The organism is Sandaracinaceae bacterium, from assembly GCA_016706685.1.
Lineage (GTDB): Bacteria > Myxococcota_A > Polyangia > Polyangiales > Houyiibacteriaceae > JADJJE01.
The window spans coordinates 120,200-137,444 of sequence record JADJJE010000003.1 but is presented as its reverse complement, the minus strand read 5'-3'; the positions used below and the strand labels follow the sequence as shown (position 1 = coordinate 137,444).

Genomic DNA, 17,245 nt, shown 5'->3' with positions numbered 1-17,245 from the left:
GCTCTCTTCGGAGGCGACCGGCGCCGTGTGCGCCGTTTGCTGTTGCTGCTTCTTCTTGGTGGCCATGCGTGGACTCCTGAGCGCCTATGGGGCGATGCGGATGAGCTTCGGGCCGAAGACCTCGAGCCCAGCGGTGCGTCGAGCGATGGCGAGCACCTGCTCGTCGGTCGTCACGAAGTGTTGGGGAAGGCGCGCGCGGACCTGCGCGGCCGGCACGGGCTTGCCCGCGAACGAGCGTACGGCATCCACGATGGCGGCTGCGAGTTCGTCTTCGGCGCTGGCCGCGACGATGTGGAACCCGCCCGTTCCGTCTCGCGTGACGCCGCGCGCGCAGCACAGGAAGAGCTCCAGCTGGTCGCGCGTCCACGCGCTGCCCGAGAGGCGCGCGCGCGCGTGCAGCTCGTCGAGGCCGAGCGACGTCAGCTTCAGGTGAGAGAGCAACTCTTCGGCCTGGCGCGGCATCATTGGAACCCCTCCTCGGCACGCGGGCGCGTCACCATGAAAGGTCGGTGAGCCGCCTCGAACACGCTGGTCATCTCGGTCATGAGCGATGCCCACTGGCGGTCCTGCGTGCGACGCTGTGCGTGATGACGCTCTACGGTGCGCTGCCAGCGATCGCGCACCTCACGCGGCGGCACCGGCACTCGCAGCGAGCGCAGCGCGTCGGGCGGAACGAACTGCTGCACCGACCCCACCACGAGCCGCGCCGCCTGCGAGCGGGCTGCGTCGGTCGAGAGCAGAAGTGCCCACGCAGCCGGGGTCTCGCGGAAGCGCACGCGCACCCACCCGTCGGCCGGGAAGGTGTTCTGCGGGACGTCCTCGTCCACGTAGGCGGTGCGGAAGCTGCTGCCGAGTGTCGAGAGCAGCACCTCGCCATGAACGAGGGGTTGAGCCAGCGTGCGGCTGGGGACGAGATCCTCTTTTTCGTCGTCGGTCGCGGCGACGAACAGGTCCTCGCCGACGTCGCGGAGACGCAGCGCTCGCGCAGACTCGGGAGCATGCGTGAGACGGGCACGGTGGTCCCACGATGCCAGCTCAGCGACGGCGACCCACCCCAGATCCTCGGCGAGGCTGGCCTGTTCGGCGCGCAGCGCGGTCGCCGTGGGCAGCCAGCTATCGTGGGTCAGGGCGTCCCGTGCGAACCACGCTCCGGTACGCCGTGGGGGCGTCGTCGGGGCCGTGCTCGTCAGTTCGTTGGCCTCGGTGCGGACGTGGTGCATCGCCTCGCTCGCCAGCGTCTGGCCGTCGAGGGCTTCGCGCAGGCGGGCCGAGAGGCCATCCATCTCTGGCGGCGCCGGCGGCACGCGCAGCGCGGCGAGCGCTTTCATCCCGACACGGGCCAGGACGCCCGAGTCGAGGAGCACGAGGCGTTCGTAGCCCGAATGGTTGAGGCACAGTGCGACCCACGCCGCTTCTGCAGGCGCCAGGTTGCGTACGATCAGCGTGTTGCCGTCGACGGGGTGGCGCTTGGCGGCCGGGGAGACGAACGCTGCGCGGACCGGGGCGAGCTTGTTCAGCACCACGTCCCCAGGCCGCACACACCAGCGCCCCTCGATGTGCGGCGAGGCCCAGTGCTGGGCCCCGAGCTGGATGCGCAGCGCCTGGATGTTGGTTTGGCGATAGACCGGGGCGGAGGCCGCGCGGGGATCGTAGTCGAGCGCTGTCGGTGTCTCGCTCACGCGCCAGCCCTCGAGGATTTCGCCCCCCAGCTCGTGGATGCTGTGGCCGCCGACGCCTGCACGAAGAGCGACCGCAGTCGTGCCGGCGAAGCACGCTGGCACCCAGCCTGGGGCGGTACTCAACAGGTCCGGGGGGACGAAAGTTGCTGACACGTGCGTGCTCACAAACCAACAATGACACGGCGCTCGGCGTGTGCAAAGTGATTTTGTGAGTCCACACGTGCACGGGTTACATCCGTTGAGCGTTGCCGGCCAGAGGGTGGGAACAGGCGTGTAGCCTAGAGTGTTGCCTAGAGCGTAAACTTCAATATAGTGTGGAGCCCCGTATGACGAAGACAAAGAGGAACTGCCGGTACGTCCCGCTCAGCAAGAACCCGCTCGTCCTCGTGCTCTGCCAGGTGCGGTTCAGTCCAGTGCGCAAGATGGGCGACTACATCCCTGGCATCCAGGAGGCGTTTCGGCGGCACGGCTTCCCCATCGAGCGCGCGGGGAAGATCCAGCAGCTCACCATCACGCCTGCTGGTGTCGACATCGTCGAGCAGGACCGTTGGGAGTATCGGACCAAGGACGAGCAGTGGAGCGTGACGGTCCTCCAGGACAGCGTCGTGCTCCAGACCACCGCGTACGAGCGCTTCGAGGGCTTTGCCGAGAAGCTCGAGGCCGCCGTGAAGACCGTCCTCGAAGAGAGCGAGCAGGACAAGCTCGGCCTCATCCAGCGCGTCGGCCTCCGCTACATCGACCTCATCCGGCCAGGCGACGGCGAGAGCTTTCGCGACTACCTGCGGCCCGGCTTTCACGGCGCGTCGGACGCGCCCTTTACGACGGGGTCGCACCGGCTGCACGTCGAGAGTGTCGGTCGCACCAACGTGGGCGATACTCCCGGAACGATGGTCCTGCGTGTGGCCCAGAACGATCAGGGGTTCGACCTGCCACCCGATCTCATCGGCGGCGCGCCGAAGTTCCAGTCGCGCGCCCAGCCCGGTGAGCTCGTGACGCTGGTGGACATGGACCACTTCATCGAGGGCAAGTTCGATCCCAGCGCTGAGTGGGTGACGGCGCGCGCCTACGTGATGCACGACCACCTGATCGAGACGTTCCACGAGCACGTCGTCTCCGCGAAGGCGATCGAGGTGTGGCAATGAACCTGGTCATCGGGCCATATGGATCGAGCGGCGGCGCTGGTGAGGTCGTTGCGCTCGTGGATCGTGAGCGCGAGCGCGCACTGAGCACCGATGGGTCGTTGCAGCAGGCGTTGCTGCGTTCGATGTCCCGCGGGAGCGCGGGGGTCATCGCCTTCGACAGCGGCTATGGGCCCTACCTGCCCCACGTGGGCACGAGCCCCACGGTGTTCGACTCTCGTGGGATGGCGCGCAACTCGCCCGCCCTGGCGCCTCGAGTTCCGGCGGAAGGCGCCCGTCCGACCACTCGACAGACGGTGCTGCGGATGTCGTCGGCGGAGCAGGCACTGGAGCTGCTCGCCGCGCTGTCGCTGAACAAGTCGCTGCTCGCCGAGGTGCTCCGGGTGTCGCGCCCAACGCTGTATGACTGGCTCGGCGGCAAGGAGCCGAACGCCGCCAACACGCAGCGCCTCATTTTGCTGGCGCGGCTCGTTGCGGATGCAGGCGTGACGGCGGCCCACGCACTCAGCCCGCGCTTCATGCGCGAGTCCCTGAAGGATGGCGAGCCGTCGCTGCTCGAGCTGCTGAAGGCCGACACGCTCGATGAGGTGCACATCGCCAAGGTCCTCGCAGAGGCGAAGGCGTTGGAGGCCGAGGCGGGCCGCGGCCGGCTGGCTCGTGAGGAGCGCTTGCGTGCTCTTGGGTTCGAGGAGCCCACCGCCGAACAGCGTAAGACCAACCTTGCCCTCAACGTCGCTCTCCGCGATTGGCCGAAGGATTGACCAGCGATGTCGACCGCGTTCGATGCCAGCGCGATCGAGCAGCACGGCTGGCGACAAGGGGCCGTGCTGGGGGTGAGTCTTGCCGCTGATGTGCGCAAGCTCGCGCCGAACGGGATTGCCTTCGCCGATAGCGACTGGCTGATCGTCACGAGCCACGACTGCGACGTCTTGAATGGGAAGCTCGAGAAGGAGCCGACCGTCGAGGTGCTCCGCGCTGCTGTCGTCCAGCAGAAGAAGCCCGACAAGCAGCAGGTGTGGGGCCGCAACCCACGGGAGATGCAGCTTGCGGTGAGCGACGGCGCTGGTGGCGAGGTGGTGCTCGCCGTGAAAGTCCACGAGCGTTGGTCCATGCCCCGCGAGCTGCTCGCGTTGGAGGCGCCCCGATGTGTGCTCGACGGCAAGCCGCGCAGGCTGATCGCCGAGTGGCTCGCCAAGCGCTACATCCGTGCTGCATTTCCAACGGCCTTCGATGCGCGCTGGCGGTCGAAGATGAGGGACTGGACCAGCCTCCTCGAAGGCCAGAGCCAGTGGGTGCAAGGCGTCTACCTGCGACTCAACACTCAGGTCGAGCTGAGCGACGACAAGGCGTACCGGGTCCACCTGATCGTGGCGGCACCTGCGGGGGCGACCAAAGACCCAGCATGGGCCAAGAAGAAGGCCGCGCTGGAGACGTTGGTGGAGAAGTTCTGGGAGCAGTTCGGGCCCGGGATCGAGTGCGTCGGCGTCGAGGTGAACGCGACCAGCGCGCTCGCGCTCGCTGACATCGAGAAGTACCAGCGCTTCGACGCAGACTGGGTCAGCTTCGCCGACGACTCGCCAGCCACACCGCATGCCGCGGACATGATGGGGTGAACCGCAATGCTTCAGAGGGCGATTGCGGCGATGAGGTCCGAGGCGTGGCCATTCAGGCTCGCCCACGCCGCATCGTCGTCGCGCGGCCGACGATCAGCCGGCTCAGGCTGCAGCCTGCTCCTCGCCGAAGTAGGCGTCGGCGGCCCAACCCACCGCCTCCGTCAGTGCAACCGCGGTCGAGGCGTTGATCGCGTTGCCCCACGCTGGCACCCAGCCGACAAGCCACTGGCTGATGCCGCGCCCGACGTGGGTCGCAGCAAACGTCAGCAGGAGGTCCGCGGCAGCGGCCTTGGTGATCTGCGCGTTGTGCTCGTGAGCGATGGCGATGATCATCGTCGTCTGGATGCCCGCGAGCACCGGAGCGTCCGAGCCGGGCAGCTGCGCGAGGCCGGCGCCAACCGCGGCGGCAGCGGTGGCGGCGGTGTGAACGATTCCGTGGACCTTCTGGTTCGTCGTGAGGGCGGTGGTCTTGGTTTTGGTGAGCATCGTGGTCTGGTTCCTCTTGGGGCTGCTCCATCGCAGCTGGTGGGGTCCTTCGCACGTCCCATGCCGACGCCCAGGGTCGCCGCAAGTCGTTGAAATTGCGCCATCTGGCTTCGGTACATCGAGCCCGTCGCGCTGGAATCGGCCGACGCGTGGGCTGATTTGTGCCGTGCTTGGTAGTCGGCACTTATTTGCCTGCCAATCAGCGGTATAGTGCTCATGTGAACTTCGACTCGACGCCAAGCGCCCTAATTCCAGCGGCTTCGTCGGTTGGCACTCTCTTTGAGATGGGCCGCTGTGGAGGTTCACCATGCTCACCTACGAAGCCGATTGTCGACCCACGCAGCACTACAAAACCCGCGCTTCCGAGCGCGCTCTTCGATCCGACGTCGAGGAGTTCCTCATGACGTGGGGGACCGAGACGCGCGCGGCCGGGGCAACCCACATCACGCTGGTCTGGCGCGACCTCCCCAGCGACCTGCAGGACAGCGAGGAAGCCGCTCGCGCCGAGGGGTGGATTATCATCGCCGGGGACAATGGCGCCCTGGTCACCTGCTACCGCAGAAACGACGCGTGGCGGTTCCTTCGCCGCAAGAGCCAGATGCGCCCTGGTCGTCGAACGCGGAGGGCTGCCTGATGCTCGCTCAACGCATCGCTCAACTCGCCGAGCGCCTCGGCATCCCGCTCCCACGTGTCGTGGGGCAGGCCCGGCTCGGCCTCGCCGGGACCATCCGAGTCACACGCACCGTTCCACTGATCTTCACGCCTCGCGCCGACGGGCAGATCGCGGAGGCCGACCCTGGCTTGACCCGCCCAGAGCTCATCGACTCCATGAACGCCACGCACGTCTGGACGTGGCTCGAGGTGCGCGGCAGCGAAGGCCGATGGCGCTGGCCCGAGATGGGAGACGACCCCGAGGTGCTCGCTCGGTGCAGCGTGGGAGACCTTCCTCCTCAGGACTTCTCGGTCATCCTGTCGACGGCTCGCTGGTCACTTCGCTGCGTCCCGGCTCGTGATGGCGGCGGACTGCTGGTACTTGGCGTACTCAAGCCGCGCCGCGCACCGTGCGCGCGCCTGCTGGTCGCCAACTTCGGGAGCGGTGCCGATCTCAACTTCGACACGAAGGGCATGTGTACGCTCATCGCTCATCAGACTCGAGTTCGAGTTCGCGTGGACCCGCGAGACGTGGAGCGCGAGGCCAACGAGGACCGCGACTTCATCACCGGCGTTCGGCGCTACCTGGAGGCGCTGCGCAATCACGCGGTCTCGTCGACGCCTCGCGCGAGGTACGAGCTGCTCGAACGCTCCCCTGTTCGTGTTCGCACCGCCGATGGCGACGCCTGGCCGCGTGCCTTCACGAGGCCCGGGACTCTGCTCCAGGTGCCGACCGTAGGGGAGCAGCTCAAGACGCTCCCCATCGTCGACGTCTCAGACGACGGTGACGTGCTCACGCTAGACGGTGATGACGACCGGAACGAACTCGTGGCGCAGGGCGAGCTGAAGGTTCGGCCCGGCGATGACTCCTTGAGGCGCATGCGGGAGGCCCTCGACACCATCGCGATGGGTACGGACGAGGCGCATGGCCGTTTGCTCGAAGCGTTGACGCGCCCGGAGTCGCTCCAGCCGCTCGCCTCGCCTGAAGTCCTCACGGCTCACGACGAGCGGTCCCGTCAGCACGAGGCGAAGACGCTTGCATTGAACACCCCGGACATCGCGCTCATCCATGGCCCGCCGGGGACCGGCAAGACGACGGTCATTTGCGGGATCGTCGAGGAACTCGTGCGGCAAGGACAGCGCGTCCTCCTCGTAGCCCCGACCCACGTCGCTCTCGACAACGTGCTCGAGCGCGTGGGCGACCGGCCAGGCGTCACCGCGATCCGGCTCGGATCTCAGAACAACGTCGAGGAGCAGGCGCATCGCTTCCTTCTGCAGAATCGTAGCAAGGATCTGACGCGCCATCTGGCGATGGGCCTGCGCCTGGCGACGAGTGACGTCCCTGCTGATGATCCCGTCGCCTCCGTCCAGCGTGAGTGGGCGGCGCGCATCGCCAACGACGAAGAGGTCGGCACGCTCCTGCTGCTGAACGCGAACCTCGTGTGCGCGACGCCGATCGGCATCGCCATGGCCAGGGAGTTCCGCGAGGTCGAGGTTGTCTTCGACGTCATGATCCTCGATGAAGCCAGCAAGGCCACCATCACGGACTTCCTTGTGCCTGCGGCCCGCGCCCGAAAGTGGATTCTCGTGGGCGACCACCGCCAGCTTGCACCCTACGTCGACCTCGGCGAGTTGGAAGCCGTCGTCTCCGAGCGAGTCAAGCGCGCCGGCATCGACGAGCCCGACGCAGCCTGGGTGCGCGAGTTGAGCACACGGCTTCGGCAGCACTTCGACAACCGCATGCACCCCGACCCCGAGCGCGTGAAGTACGCGTGGAGCGATTTGATCGAGGAGCTGACGAGTCACTTCGAGGTCAACGACGCTGGTTTCGAGGAGCTGGTCGCGCTCGGCGCCGACGCGGACAAGTGGCGCGAGGCATACCGCACGACCTCGCGTTCTGGTGCCGAAGGCGACGGTGGCAAGGGAGCCGTCTTGCGCCTCGGCGCCGAGCTCCTCGAACTGCAGGCGCTCGCGTTGCCGAGCGTGTTCGAGCACCTCACGAGCCTTCCTGAGAGCCGCGCGGTGCGGCTGAACTTTCAGCACCGTATGGCTCCCGCATTGGCGGCGTTCTCTTCGGAGCTGGTGTACGGAGGCGACTACCCGTCTGCGCCCGAGACGTCGAAGCTCGGTCTCGACATCCCGAGCCTCGAGGCGCCGGCAATCTGGGTCGACACAGCGTATGCACCGGCAGTGCGTCGCTACGAGCACCCCTCGAGATCGGGACTGGTCGGGCGGTGACTACATCAACCCGCTCGAGGTTGAGATCGCCGTCGAACTCGTCGAAGCGTGCGCCGCGTGGGCGGTGCAGAGCTGGCGTGGCGACCCAAGAGAGCGTGGTCGCGGCGTCGATGCACCATTCGAGATCGGCGTGACCTCATTCTACTTGAAGCAGGCGTTCCAGCTTCGTGACGCGATCTTCCGCGAGGTCGCGAGCGGCACCGACCCTTGGCGTCGGCGCTGGAAGAGTCCCGCCGCAAACGGGGCGCCGATCGACATCCACGTGAGCATCGTCGACCGGTTCCAAGGGCGAGAGAAGGACCTCATCATCCTCTGCACGACCCGAAGCAACCCGAAGGGTCGGCGCGGTCACGTCGACAATCTCAACCGCCTGAACGTCGCAGTCACGCGCGCCCGCCACAAGCGGATCGTCATCGGTGACTCCACTACACTTGCGGGGCAGGAGGGGGGGCGGCGTCGACAGCCCGGAGACCTGTTGGTCCGGCTCTACGAGACCAGCGAGCACAAGAAGAAGTGGGGCCGTACGCTCGGAGGTGGGTCATGAGAACGCCGGAGCTCAAAGCCGTCGCCGCGTCACTTGCAGACGCCGGTGCCCCAGGGCTTCCGACCGTGGTGCTAGCGCGCGAGGTGCCGGTCCTCGAGGTCGAGTTCGCGGGCCTCGAGTTCGCTGTCGAAGCGAAGCTCCCGGCGAGCGACTGGGCCACCTTGGCACTGGCTCGCGCGCTCGGCCAGATGTCGCCCGCTGACGTCGATGCGTACCTGGGGCTGGGTGAGGACGTCTCGGAAGGGCTCGCGCGCCGCCTGGTCGACGAAGGACTCCTCGAAGAGCGCGACGACGCCCCACCGCTAGCCCAGCCGGCAGCGGTGGACTCGGGGATCGGCGGATTCTTCCGGCGCTTGTTCGGGTCGAATGTGGCGCCGGCCGAGACCCTAGCGTCGCCGGTCCGTCTCACGACGGCCGCCCGCAAGCTCCGGGAGTCACGCGCGTCCACCTCCCCGTTGTTCCGCCTGAGCGCTGGCGGCGCCCAGGCGCTCGAACGAGGAGCCGTCGCGCAGCGACGCGTTCGCCCTGCGCGGCTGATCTTCATGGCCGAGCCCCTGCTATTCCTTGGCGTCGTCAACGAGAAGACGCAGAAGCACACACAGCATCGCCGAGCGAAGCCGCTCGAGCCTGACCGTGTTCCCGAAGCGTTCCGCGTGCTCGATGCGACGTTCGGGTTGCCCGGCGCGGAGCGCGCTGCCGCGTGCGGGATTGGGGAGAGCATCCGAGGCTTTCCTGGGCAGTTCGTCGGCATCGATCCCGGCACGCAGTGGGAGGTCCGCCAACTCGAACGTCGGAACAACGGTAGGCAGGAGCAGCAGTTGGCGCTGCTCATCATCGCTGGGTTCCCTTCATCCGACGCGGATGGGCTCCACTGGCGCGCATACCTGCGCCAGCAGGAGCAGACGCAAGACTGCCCGCACCTCGCCGCGCCGCAGCTTCTCGGCCAGAACCTGTGCGGCCTTTCGAACCTGCTGTCCACGCTCGAGGCGGACGTGCAGCTTCCGGCGCCGAGCGCGCTCCGTGGCGATGGCGCGTTCTCGCTGCCATGCGACGGAGCGTTGCTCCCCAGCCTCCTCGGCGACGCAGACAGCCCCGAGGACACGTTTCTTCCCGCGTTGGCCCCGAACTGGTGGGTGGGCATCCGCGCTCACGCGATGCCTTCGAGCCTCGAGGCGGGGCGCGAGGCCTTCTACGCGTTCCTGCATCGACGCGATGCCTCTCTGCGGCGCGACTTCGATGGGACCTGCGCGAACGTCGCGACGAGCTTGATCACGTACTGGGGCCAGAACCCTGGACTCCCATCTGTGGATGAGGCAGCGATGAACCTGTGGCGACGAGCCGAACTCCGCGCGGCGCTCTGCATGCGGCGTCGTCATCGTGACCTCGTCACCCCGTACGAGCGTGAGGAGGTGGCGAGATGAGTGACCAGATGGCGACCAAACCGCGTCCCGACGGATTAGTCGATCCGACCCGCCAAGGAGAATCGAAGGGCGAGGACGGGAAGCAGAGCAACGAGCCGACCGTGAACCTCGGCAACCAGCGAGTAGCTGGCGTCATGTTTGTCCCGTCGTCGTCAAGGCAACCGCTCCCCCACCGTGTTCAGGACACGAGGCGAACAGACATCCTCCACGTCTCGACGGACGACCTCACTCGTACGTCACACATCCGAAACGCGCTCATCGAGCAGATCTCCGAGGCAAAGCACAAAGTCCTTTTCTGCAGCTTCCTCTTCGCCGATGACGAGGTCGTGCGCGCTCTCTGCGATGCAGCCGAGCGATTGCACGGCGGGGTGTACGTGCTGACGGCTCTTGGCAAGCACCTCCGTGCGGAGGTGCTCGAACTGGACGCGGATGTCGACGCGAATACGGCGAAGCTGCAGGACCGCGCGAAGCGTCACGAGGATCACCTGCAGCGACTGGCTCATGCGGGCGTGTGGCTTCGAAGCGCCGAGGATTGCCACGCCAAGTTCTGCGTGGTCGACGATGAGATCGCCGTCGTCACCTCCGCGAACGCGACGCAGGAAGCGTACGAGTCGAACCCCGAGGACGGCCTGGTCCTCGGCGAACCACGAGCTGCTCGTGAATACGGTCGGCTCTTTGCGCACGTGTGGCAGTATCTCTCGACTCTCGAGTCGACGCCTGGGGCGCGCCTTGACGTTCACTCCCTCGGCGCGCCACGCGTTCCGTCGTGGCGCGCGCTCGAGGGCGTCGGTCACGTTCGCCCAGTGACCACGCTGCGTCGCCATGAAACGTCTCTTCTCGGCGCGGCGATTGAGGTCATCGACCGCGCGAACGACCACCTCTCCATCGCGACGTACAGCTTCATGGGGATGGAGGGCCACCCCATCGGAGCTGCGCTTGGGCGGGCCATCGCTCGCAACGTCCGCGTCGACCTGCTCGTCCAGCCCCGCAACCATGTCGAGGCGCAGCGCGTATCGCTCGCGTGGCTGGTCGGCCTTGCGCCCGACCGCGTGCATCTTCATGGGCATCGCCGAACACACACGAAGTCGATCGTCGCCGACGGCGAGGTCGTTCTCCTCTGGACCGGGAACCTCGAGTCGAAGCACGGCTGGGACAATGGCATCGAGGTCGGTGTGATCGTCGAGGACGCAGGCGTTGCTTCGGCGGTCGCCGCGTGGACCGGAGACGTGATGAGACGCGCTACGCATGCCGCCCTTCTAGCGCCGTCGGCGCGTGAGTTGGTTGAGGCTGGCCAACCCTCGGCGCTGGCCGGCGCGTGGACGCTGCGCCTGTCGCCCGGCGTGTCACTTGCGCATACCGTCAACGCGCTCTCGCGCAACGCAGTCGAGTTGCTGGAGGTTCCGGGCGGCCTGGTTCTCCGGTGCGCCGACGAACTCCTGCTGGACGTTCGCATCCACGAGCCGAGCCGCACGCTCGAGATGCTTCGCGCGCGCTCTGTTCAGGGGCTCATGGGGAGCCGGAGCAAGGGCTGGCTCGCGGCCAGCGTTCTCCGAATCGTTAGTCCACCAACACCTCCACGCGACCAAGACCGTGGGCCGCGACAGCAACAGCACCAGGGACGCGGCAAGAGAGGAAGGCGACGATGACGACGAGCACGATTGGCGTGTCGTGGGTGTCGTTCAACAACGACCCCTACGAGCGCCAAAAAGATGGCACCTATCTGGAGCGCGAGGGCGAGAAGACGGCCGGGCCGACGCTGGAGTTCCTCTTCAATCCCGCATCACCGATCGCAGGGCGCATCAAGAAGCACTACGTGTTCGTGCGACGCCCCAGGGCACCAGAGCCAGGTGAGCGCCGTGTCCATCCTCGTGAAGTGGACGTCGCAGAGGAACTGGTGGCAGCCATTCACCAGCAGGGAAACGGGCCCGAGGTGAAGCTCATCTGGTGGGAGACCGATGCTCCTCCTACCGATCATCGAGAACTCTTTCTCTTCACCGCGCGCGCGCTTGTCGGCATTCGCCGCGAGAACCCACGCTCGGAACTCGTCGTGAACCTCAGCCCGGGCACGCCCGCAGCGCAGACGGTGATGCTCCTCGCACTTCAAGCCCGGCTCGCAGGCGATCAAGTGCGTGCATTCCACGGGACACCTCGTAGCAAGCGGCGCGGCGCGAACGACGTGGTGCGAGAGGTTCCTTGGAACCTGCTCGCCGAGCTCGCAGCGACCCCAACCGAGCTCGACGACGTCGTAGGACGTGCCGCCTGGAGCCTCGACCATGCTCGTTCGCCACGCCTTCGCGAGGTCGCGTCGCTCGTCAAGCAGTACAGTGGTGTCCCGTTCCCGGTCCTCATCATCGGCGCGAGAGGTACGGGCAAGACCGAAGTTGCGCGACGTCTGCGCGCTGGCTTTCGCGACTGGACCGCGAAGGCCCCGTCCGACTGGGACTTCCACCTCAACTGCGCCGAGTTTCGCGGCGACGCGAACATGCTGAGGAGCGCCCTCTTCGGGCATGTGAAGGGCGCTCACAGCACTGCGATGAAGGACGAAGCTGGCCTCCTGGAGAAGGCGGCCGATGACTGCGTTTTCCTAGACGAGATCCATTGGATGGATCCCCAGGCGCAGGGGCTGCTGCTCGTCGCCCTCCAGCGCAACGGCAGCATCCGCCGTGTCGGAGGCGACAAGTCGTTCGCCGCGAAGTTCAGGCTCATCGCTGCCACGAACCAGCAGCGCAACACGCTCCGCGAGAAGCTCACGCCCGATTTCCTAGACCGCATCTCCGACCTCGTAATCGAGCTACCGGACCTGCGTGACTGCCGCGAGGACCTCGGCGACATCTGGAAGTCCGTCGTGCGGCGCGCTTGCGAGGAGCTTGCTCAACGCGATCCTGCGCGCGCGGTCGGTCGGGGGAGTGGTTCCGCTCGTGTCGACGAGCTTGTCGCCGAGTTCCAGCCTCACCACGCCCGCATCGAGCGAGCCATCAGCGCCATGCGCCTCGCAGGCAACTTCCGTGACCTCGAGAAGCTGGCTCGTCGTCTGCTAGTTGGAGGTCTCGCGAAGGGCCGGTTCCTCTCGTTGAAGGAGGAACTCGTGCGGGTCGAACTCGACCGTCTTCGCAAGGATGAACGCGCAGACGCAGAACTGGGTGCTGGTCCGGCGACCTCGCTTGTCGATGAACTGCCGACCGTCGCGCGGTGCGAGGACTACATGCGGGAGGTACGGGACGCGGGTACGATCCTTCAGGCGGCCGTGGCGGTGAACGAGTGGGAGCGTCGTCTGCTGGTTGCGGCGCACGCGGTCGGCGGCAGTGGTGCCAAGGCTGCCGAGTTGCTCGGCATGCCCGCCCGCACGTTCAACGCGAAGATGGAGAAGTGGGACGTGGCAATAGCGCCGACGAGAGGCCGGAGGAGCGGACGCTCGAACCCAGACGTCGAGTAATTCCGCTGGGACGGCCACCCGTCGACGCTCGCTATGACGCGCCCCACACAGCGGTTCGCCCCATCCCAAGGGAGCAGTTTTCGTCGCTCCTCGGGAGCCTTCCACCCGGTGATGGACAGCGCGACCCGCGGAGGCTGCTGGCCAATCGGGCCGAGCGCTGTTCGCTCTGTGAAAGCACCGTCGCAGGACACGCCCCGCGCGAAACGGCCCGACACTTGTGGAGAAACGGCGAAGCCCCCTCGGATTGCTCCTCGGGGGCTTCTGTTGACCGTCCCTCGCCGGTAGTCGGCGACGAGATATTGTGGGCTCCGAAAACTGGACTCGAACCAGTGACCAATCGATTAACAGTCGATCGCTCTACCAACTGAGCTATTTCGGAATGTGGGCGCGGAATGTGTCCCCTGGGGTCCCGAGTGTCAAGTCATCCGCCGACTTTTCCGCCCCCTCCGCCGCACGCCCCGAGCCACCCCGCGCGCCCTCTGGCCCGCCCCGGTCAACCCAGCGGCACCATACGGGAATTCACCCGAGCTTACGCAGCTCCTTCGGCACTCCGAACGCGCGCTCGCAGAGCCGCACCAGGCCCTCGGCGATCTCCACCGCTTGGGTCTTCTGGATGTTGTGGCCGCCTTCCACAAACCGCAGCTCCTCGGCGCTGAGCGCCTCCACCAGGGCCTCGCCCACCTCGGGCTCCACCATGGGGTCGTCGTCCGCGAACGTGACCAGCGCGGGCAGGGGGCGCAGGCCCAGCTCGTGGGCGGCGGCCACCAGGGTCTCGAAGCGCAGCGCAGCCACGCAGCGCAGGGCCTGCACGCACTCGTTCACGGGGGTGGACGCGGGGAAGCCGCCGCGCACGAAGCTGTCGTAGATGGGCTTCTGCAGCGCGCGCGCCATGCCGGGCAGCTTGAGCAGCACGCCCACCGGGCGCGGGTTGGGCATGCGCAGGTACGCCTTGTGCGGCCGGTTGCCCACGCTGGCCACCTGGCACACGCCCACCACAGCGCAGCCCGCACGCTTGCGGCTCAGCGCCGCCGCCGTGAGCGTCACGCCGCCGCCCATGGAGTGGCCCACCAGCACCACGCGCTCGAGGCCCAGGGCGTCCAGCGCCTCCAGCACGAAGCGGGCGCGGCTCGTAACGTCGTGGGCATCGGCCAAGCGCAGGTCCGTGCCGCCTAGGCCCGGCATGTCCAGGCGCACCACGCGCAGGTTCGCGAGGCTGCCTTGTGGGGTCTCGCGCAGCGCGCTCTCGAGCCAGCGGTAGTCGCGCACGCTGCCGGGCAGGCCGTGAACCATCACGAGAGCATCGCCGGGACGGTGGCTGGTGCCTTCATCGGTATAGGTGGTGACGCCACGCTCGCGGACGAGCTGACGCACCTCGGGATCGAGGGGGGACTGGGGGGTCACTGCCAAGCTGTTAGCAGAATCTCGCGCGTGTGCTCCCGGACGCCCCGGAAGGCATACTCGCGCCCCATGGAGCTGTGCCTTCTCAACGCCGCCTCGCTGCCCATTGGCCACGCGCGCGCGTTCACGTGGCCGAGCGACGTGCGGACGGGTGGTGGCTTCCTGCTGCACCACCACACCGGCTTGGTCGCGTTTCGCAACGCCTGCCCGCACTGGGGCGTGGACCTCGACATGGGCATGGGCGGCTTCTACGACGCGGCCATCGACCGCGTGTTCTGCCGCACGCACGGCGCGCTGTTCGTGCTGCCCTCGGGCCTGTGTGACCGCGGCCCGTGTGTGGGCGACACACTGGACGCGCTCGCGCTGCGGGTGGACGGGGCCGACGTGTGGGTCAGCGTGCCCGATGCGGCGCCACAGCACGCGGACTAAACACGCGGCGCTGGGTGTACTCTCGCGCGATGGTCACCCACGCTGCTCCGCCCGTCCGGCGGCTGGTCCTCTTCAAGCACGGCGTCGCGTTCCTGGAGCACGCGGGCCCGGTGCAGGGCCCCTTCGAGCTGTCGTTCGACAAGGACGCCATGAACGACGTGCTCAAGTCGTTCGCGCTGTGGGTGCCCTCGGGCGATGCCAGCGTGGGCGCCGTGGACTTCGACTCCCCGGAGGACCCGGTGGCGGCGCTGCGCGAGCGGGGCCTCGAGTTTGCGCCCGACGACTCGCTGCGCGGCCTGCTCACGTTCCTGCGCGGGCGGCGTGTGCGCCTGCACGCGAGCGCCATCGGTCCCCTCGAGGGCGCGTCCCTCGGCGAGGGCGAGGTGCTGGGCCTGCAGGCGGCCAGCCCCACGCCCTATGGCGAAAAGACGCCCCACGGCGAGACCATCACCCTGCGCACCGCCGACGCCATGCTGCGCGTGGTGCCGCTGCGCGACGTGGCGGGCGTGCAGCTGCTGGACGAGGCGGCGCGCGGCGAGCTGCAGGTGCTCATGGACAAGAGCCGCGCGGCCACCTCGCGCGCGCATCGCTCGGTGCGCGTGGACGTGAGCGGCGCGGCCAAGGCGCTGCACGTGGCCTACACCGTGCCGGCGCCCATCTGGCGCGTGAGCTACCGCTTGGTGGCGGGGCGTGATGGCGACCGCGAGACCGTCACGGTCATGGCCTGGGCCATCGTGCACAACCCGGTGGACCGCGACCTCACCGACGTGCAGCTGGTGCTCACCACCGGGCAGCCGGTGTCGTTCGTGATCGACCTGTACGTGCCGCGTCACGTCACGCGCACGGTGGTGCAGGAGGAGGTGCGCGCCGGAGCGGCGCCGCGCTCGTTCGCCAAGGCCAAGGGGGCGCCCCCGCCGCGTCCGGCCGCTGCGCCTGCGCCCATGATGGGGGGGGCCTTCGGGCCGCCCGGCGCGCAGCCGATGGAGATGATGGTTCAAGACGCGCTCGAGGACGTGGACCTCGCGCTGCGCAGCGGCATTGGGGGCTTTGGCGCCGGCGCTCCGCTGTCGGCTGCCACGGGCGAGCAGCGCGGTGAGTTCTTCGAGTATCGCCTCGACGCGCCGGTCAGCCTCACGCGCGGCGGCTCGGCCATGGTGCCCATCGCCACGGCCAAGGTGGACGCGTCCCGGCAGCGCATCTGGCGCTGGGGTGACGCGCCTGCGCCGGACATCGTGCTGCACTTCCAGAACGACACCGGCGTGGTGCTGGAGGAGGGGGCCGCCGTGATCTACGACGAGAACGGCTACGCCGGTGAGGCCATGGTGCCCTTCCGTGCACGAGGCGGGGATGTGCGCGTGAGCTTCGCCAAGGACCTGTCGCTGCGCTGCACCGGGCACCAGGAGCAGCAGCTGCGCTTCCTGGGCATCCACGCCCACGGCCTGGCGGTGGTGGAGGCGCGCGAGCGCGCGTTCGTGCACCACGTGCGCATCGAGAACGACCACGCGCGCGACGAGACGCTGTTCGTGGAGCTGCCGCGGCAGCCCAGCGACAAGCTGGAGGTGCCCGCGGACGCCAAGGTGGAGGAGCTGGCCACAGGCTACCGCGTCGCCCTCCCGGTGCTGGCGGGCGGTGTCCGCGAGGCCAAGCTGACCCTCCGCCGCCAGGAGTTCGGGCACGTGGCCGTGAGCGGCGTAGGGACGCACGAGGTGGTGCGCTGGCTGCGCGAGCGGGTGGACGGCGCCTTCGTGCCGGCCGAGCTGGACCGCATCCTGGTACGCTTCCGCACCGCGGAGGACCTGGCGCGTGACGCGGCTGCGAAGCTCCAGCACGCGGGGGACCTGCGGAAGCGCCAGGAGGCCCAGACCAAGCAGCTGGCGGTGCTCCGTGACACTGGCGAGGAGGGCCAAGAGCGCCTCGCGGTGGTGCGCGAGGTGCGGCGGCTGGAGGCCGAGGCGGGGGAGCTGGAGCGCGCCGTGGCCGAGCTCAACATGCGGGCCCACGGCGAGCGCGAGCAGGCGCGGCGCGAGCTCTTGGAGCTGCCTGGGATGACGCCCCAGGCGCCACCCGGGAAGGCGCCGTAGACGCTATCAGTCATTTCAATTGTGAAATGACGCACTGCATCTATGCACTTTTGAACTCCCGTCTGGTGTCCCCTCCGCCCTTGGGTGGCCAGCCCTTTCGCGGCCCCTCCGCCCCTCCCTGCCCGATTCAGGC

At 68.0% G+C, this 17,245-nt stretch carries 15 protein-coding genes and 1 tRNA gene; 11 read left to right on the top strand and 5 right to left on the bottom strand.

From position 1 onward, the window contains the following. Nucleotides 1–84 precede the first annotated feature (84 nt). Together IPI43_06410 and IPI43_06405 are read right to left on the bottom strand one after the other, a co-directional pair. The gene (locus IPI43_06410) at nt 85–465 is read right to left on the bottom strand and encodes a hypothetical protein (GenBank protein MBK7773756.1); all 381 of its coding nucleotides are present in this window, start codon (nt 463–465) and stop codon (nt 85–87) included. Next, nucleotides 462–1,679, bottom strand: coding sequence for a hypothetical protein (locus IPI43_06405; protein MBK7773755.1), 1,218 nt, complete (start codon nt 1,677–1,679; stop codon nt 462–464). The genes IPI43_06410 and IPI43_06405 overlap by 4 nt, the downstream gene beginning before the upstream one ends. Before the next feature lie 326 nt (nt 1,680–2,005). On the opposite strand from IPI43_06405, the gene IPI43_06400 reads away from it, so the two are divergent. The 3 genes from IPI43_06400 to IPI43_06390 are packed head-to-tail and all read left to right on the top strand — an operon-like array spanning nt 2,006 to nt 4,431. Further along, on the top strand, nt 2,006–2,821 hold the full coding sequence (locus IPI43_06400; GenBank protein ID MBK7773754.1) for a TIGR04255 family protein: 816 nt from the start codon (nt 2,006–2,008) through the stop codon (nt 2,819–2,821). Beyond that, nucleotides 2,818–3,579 carry a hypothetical protein gene (locus IPI43_06395; GenBank protein MBK7773753.1) on the top strand — a complete coding sequence of 254 codons (762 nt, stop codon included), beginning with the start codon at nt 2,818–2,820 and terminating at the stop codon, nt 3,577–3,579. Before IPI43_06400 ends, IPI43_06395 begins: the two co-directional genes overlap by 4 nt. 6 nt (nt 3,580–3,585) lie before the next feature. Continuing rightward, nucleotides 3,586–4,431, top strand: a complete 846-nt coding sequence (locus IPI43_06390) for a hypothetical protein (GenBank protein ID MBK7773752.1) — start codon at nt 3,586–3,588, stop codon at nt 4,429–4,431. Nucleotides 4,432–4,533: 102 nt separating this feature from the next. Here the strand turns inward: IPI43_06390 and IPI43_06385 are convergent, their stop codons facing one another. Then, on the bottom strand, nt 4,534–4,917 hold the full coding sequence (locus IPI43_06385; protein MBK7773751.1) for a hypothetical protein: 384 nt from the start codon (nt 4,915–4,917) through the stop codon (nt 4,534–4,536). A 400-nt stretch (nt 4,918–5,317) separates the two neighbouring features. On the opposite strand from IPI43_06385, the gene IPI43_06380 reads away from it, so the two are divergent. Genes IPI43_06380 through IPI43_06355 form a run of 6 tightly spaced genes read left to right on the top strand, consistent with a single transcriptional unit; the run spans nt 5,318 to nt 13,204 of the window. After that, nucleotides 5,318–5,551, top strand: coding sequence for a hypothetical protein (locus IPI43_06380; protein MBK7773750.1), 234 nt, complete (start codon nt 5,318–5,320; stop codon nt 5,549–5,551). Then, nucleotides 5,551–7,806, top strand: a complete 2,256-nt coding sequence (locus IPI43_06375; GenBank protein ID MBK7773749.1) for an AAA family ATPase — start codon at nt 5,551–5,553, stop codon at nt 7,804–7,806. Before IPI43_06380 ends, IPI43_06375 begins: the two co-directional genes overlap by 1 nt. Beyond that, entirely contained in the window at nt 7,748–8,350 is a 603-nt protein-coding gene (locus IPI43_06370) for a hypothetical protein (protein MBK7773748.1), read from the top strand. Before IPI43_06375 ends, IPI43_06370 begins: the two co-directional genes overlap by 59 nt. Beyond that, a complete protein-coding gene (locus IPI43_06365) occupies nt 8,347–9,771 on the top strand; it encodes a hypothetical protein (GenBank protein MBK7773747.1) in 1,425 nt (474 codons plus the stop codon). Before IPI43_06370 ends, IPI43_06365 begins: the two co-directional genes overlap by 4 nt. Then, a complete protein-coding gene (locus IPI43_06360; GenBank protein MBK7773746.1) occupies nt 9,768–11,417 on the top strand; it encodes a phospholipase D family protein in 1,650 nt (549 codons plus the stop codon). Before IPI43_06365 ends, IPI43_06360 begins: the two co-directional genes overlap by 4 nt. Continuing rightward, nucleotides 11,414–13,204: a sigma 54-interacting transcriptional regulator gene (locus IPI43_06355; GenBank protein MBK7773745.1), complete on the top strand. Its 1,791-nt coding sequence runs from the start codon at nt 11,414–11,416 to the stop codon at nt 13,202–13,204. Before IPI43_06360 ends, IPI43_06355 begins: the two co-directional genes overlap by 4 nt. A 306-nt stretch (nt 13,205–13,510) precedes the next feature. On the opposite strand, the gene IPI43_06350 is transcribed toward IPI43_06355, so the two are convergent. Together IPI43_06350 and IPI43_06345 are read right to left on the bottom strand one after the other, a co-directional pair. Next, a tRNA-Asn gene (locus IPI43_06350) sits at nt 13,511–13,583 on the bottom strand. Nucleotides 13,584–13,723: 140 nt separating this feature from the next. Beyond that, the gene (locus tag IPI43_06345; GenBank protein ID MBK7773744.1) at nt 13,724–14,605 is read right to left on the bottom strand and encodes an alpha/beta hydrolase; all 882 of its coding nucleotides are present in this window, start codon (nt 14,603–14,605) and stop codon (nt 13,724–13,726) included. A 66-nt stretch (nt 14,606–14,671) separates the two neighbouring features. Here IPI43_06345 and IPI43_06340 point away from each other — a divergent pair, with 66 nt between their 5' ends. Then, on the top strand, nt 14,672–15,031 hold the full coding sequence (locus tag IPI43_06340) for a Rieske 2Fe-2S domain-containing protein (GenBank protein ID MBK7773743.1): 360 nt from the start codon (nt 14,672–14,674) through the stop codon (nt 15,029–15,031). Between the two features lie 29 nt (nt 15,032–15,060). After that, nucleotides 15,061–17,112, top strand: a complete 2,052-nt coding sequence (locus IPI43_06335) for a hypothetical protein (protein ID MBK7773742.1) — start codon at nt 15,061–15,063, stop codon at nt 17,110–17,112. Nucleotides 17,113–17,245: the final 133 nt, after the last annotated feature.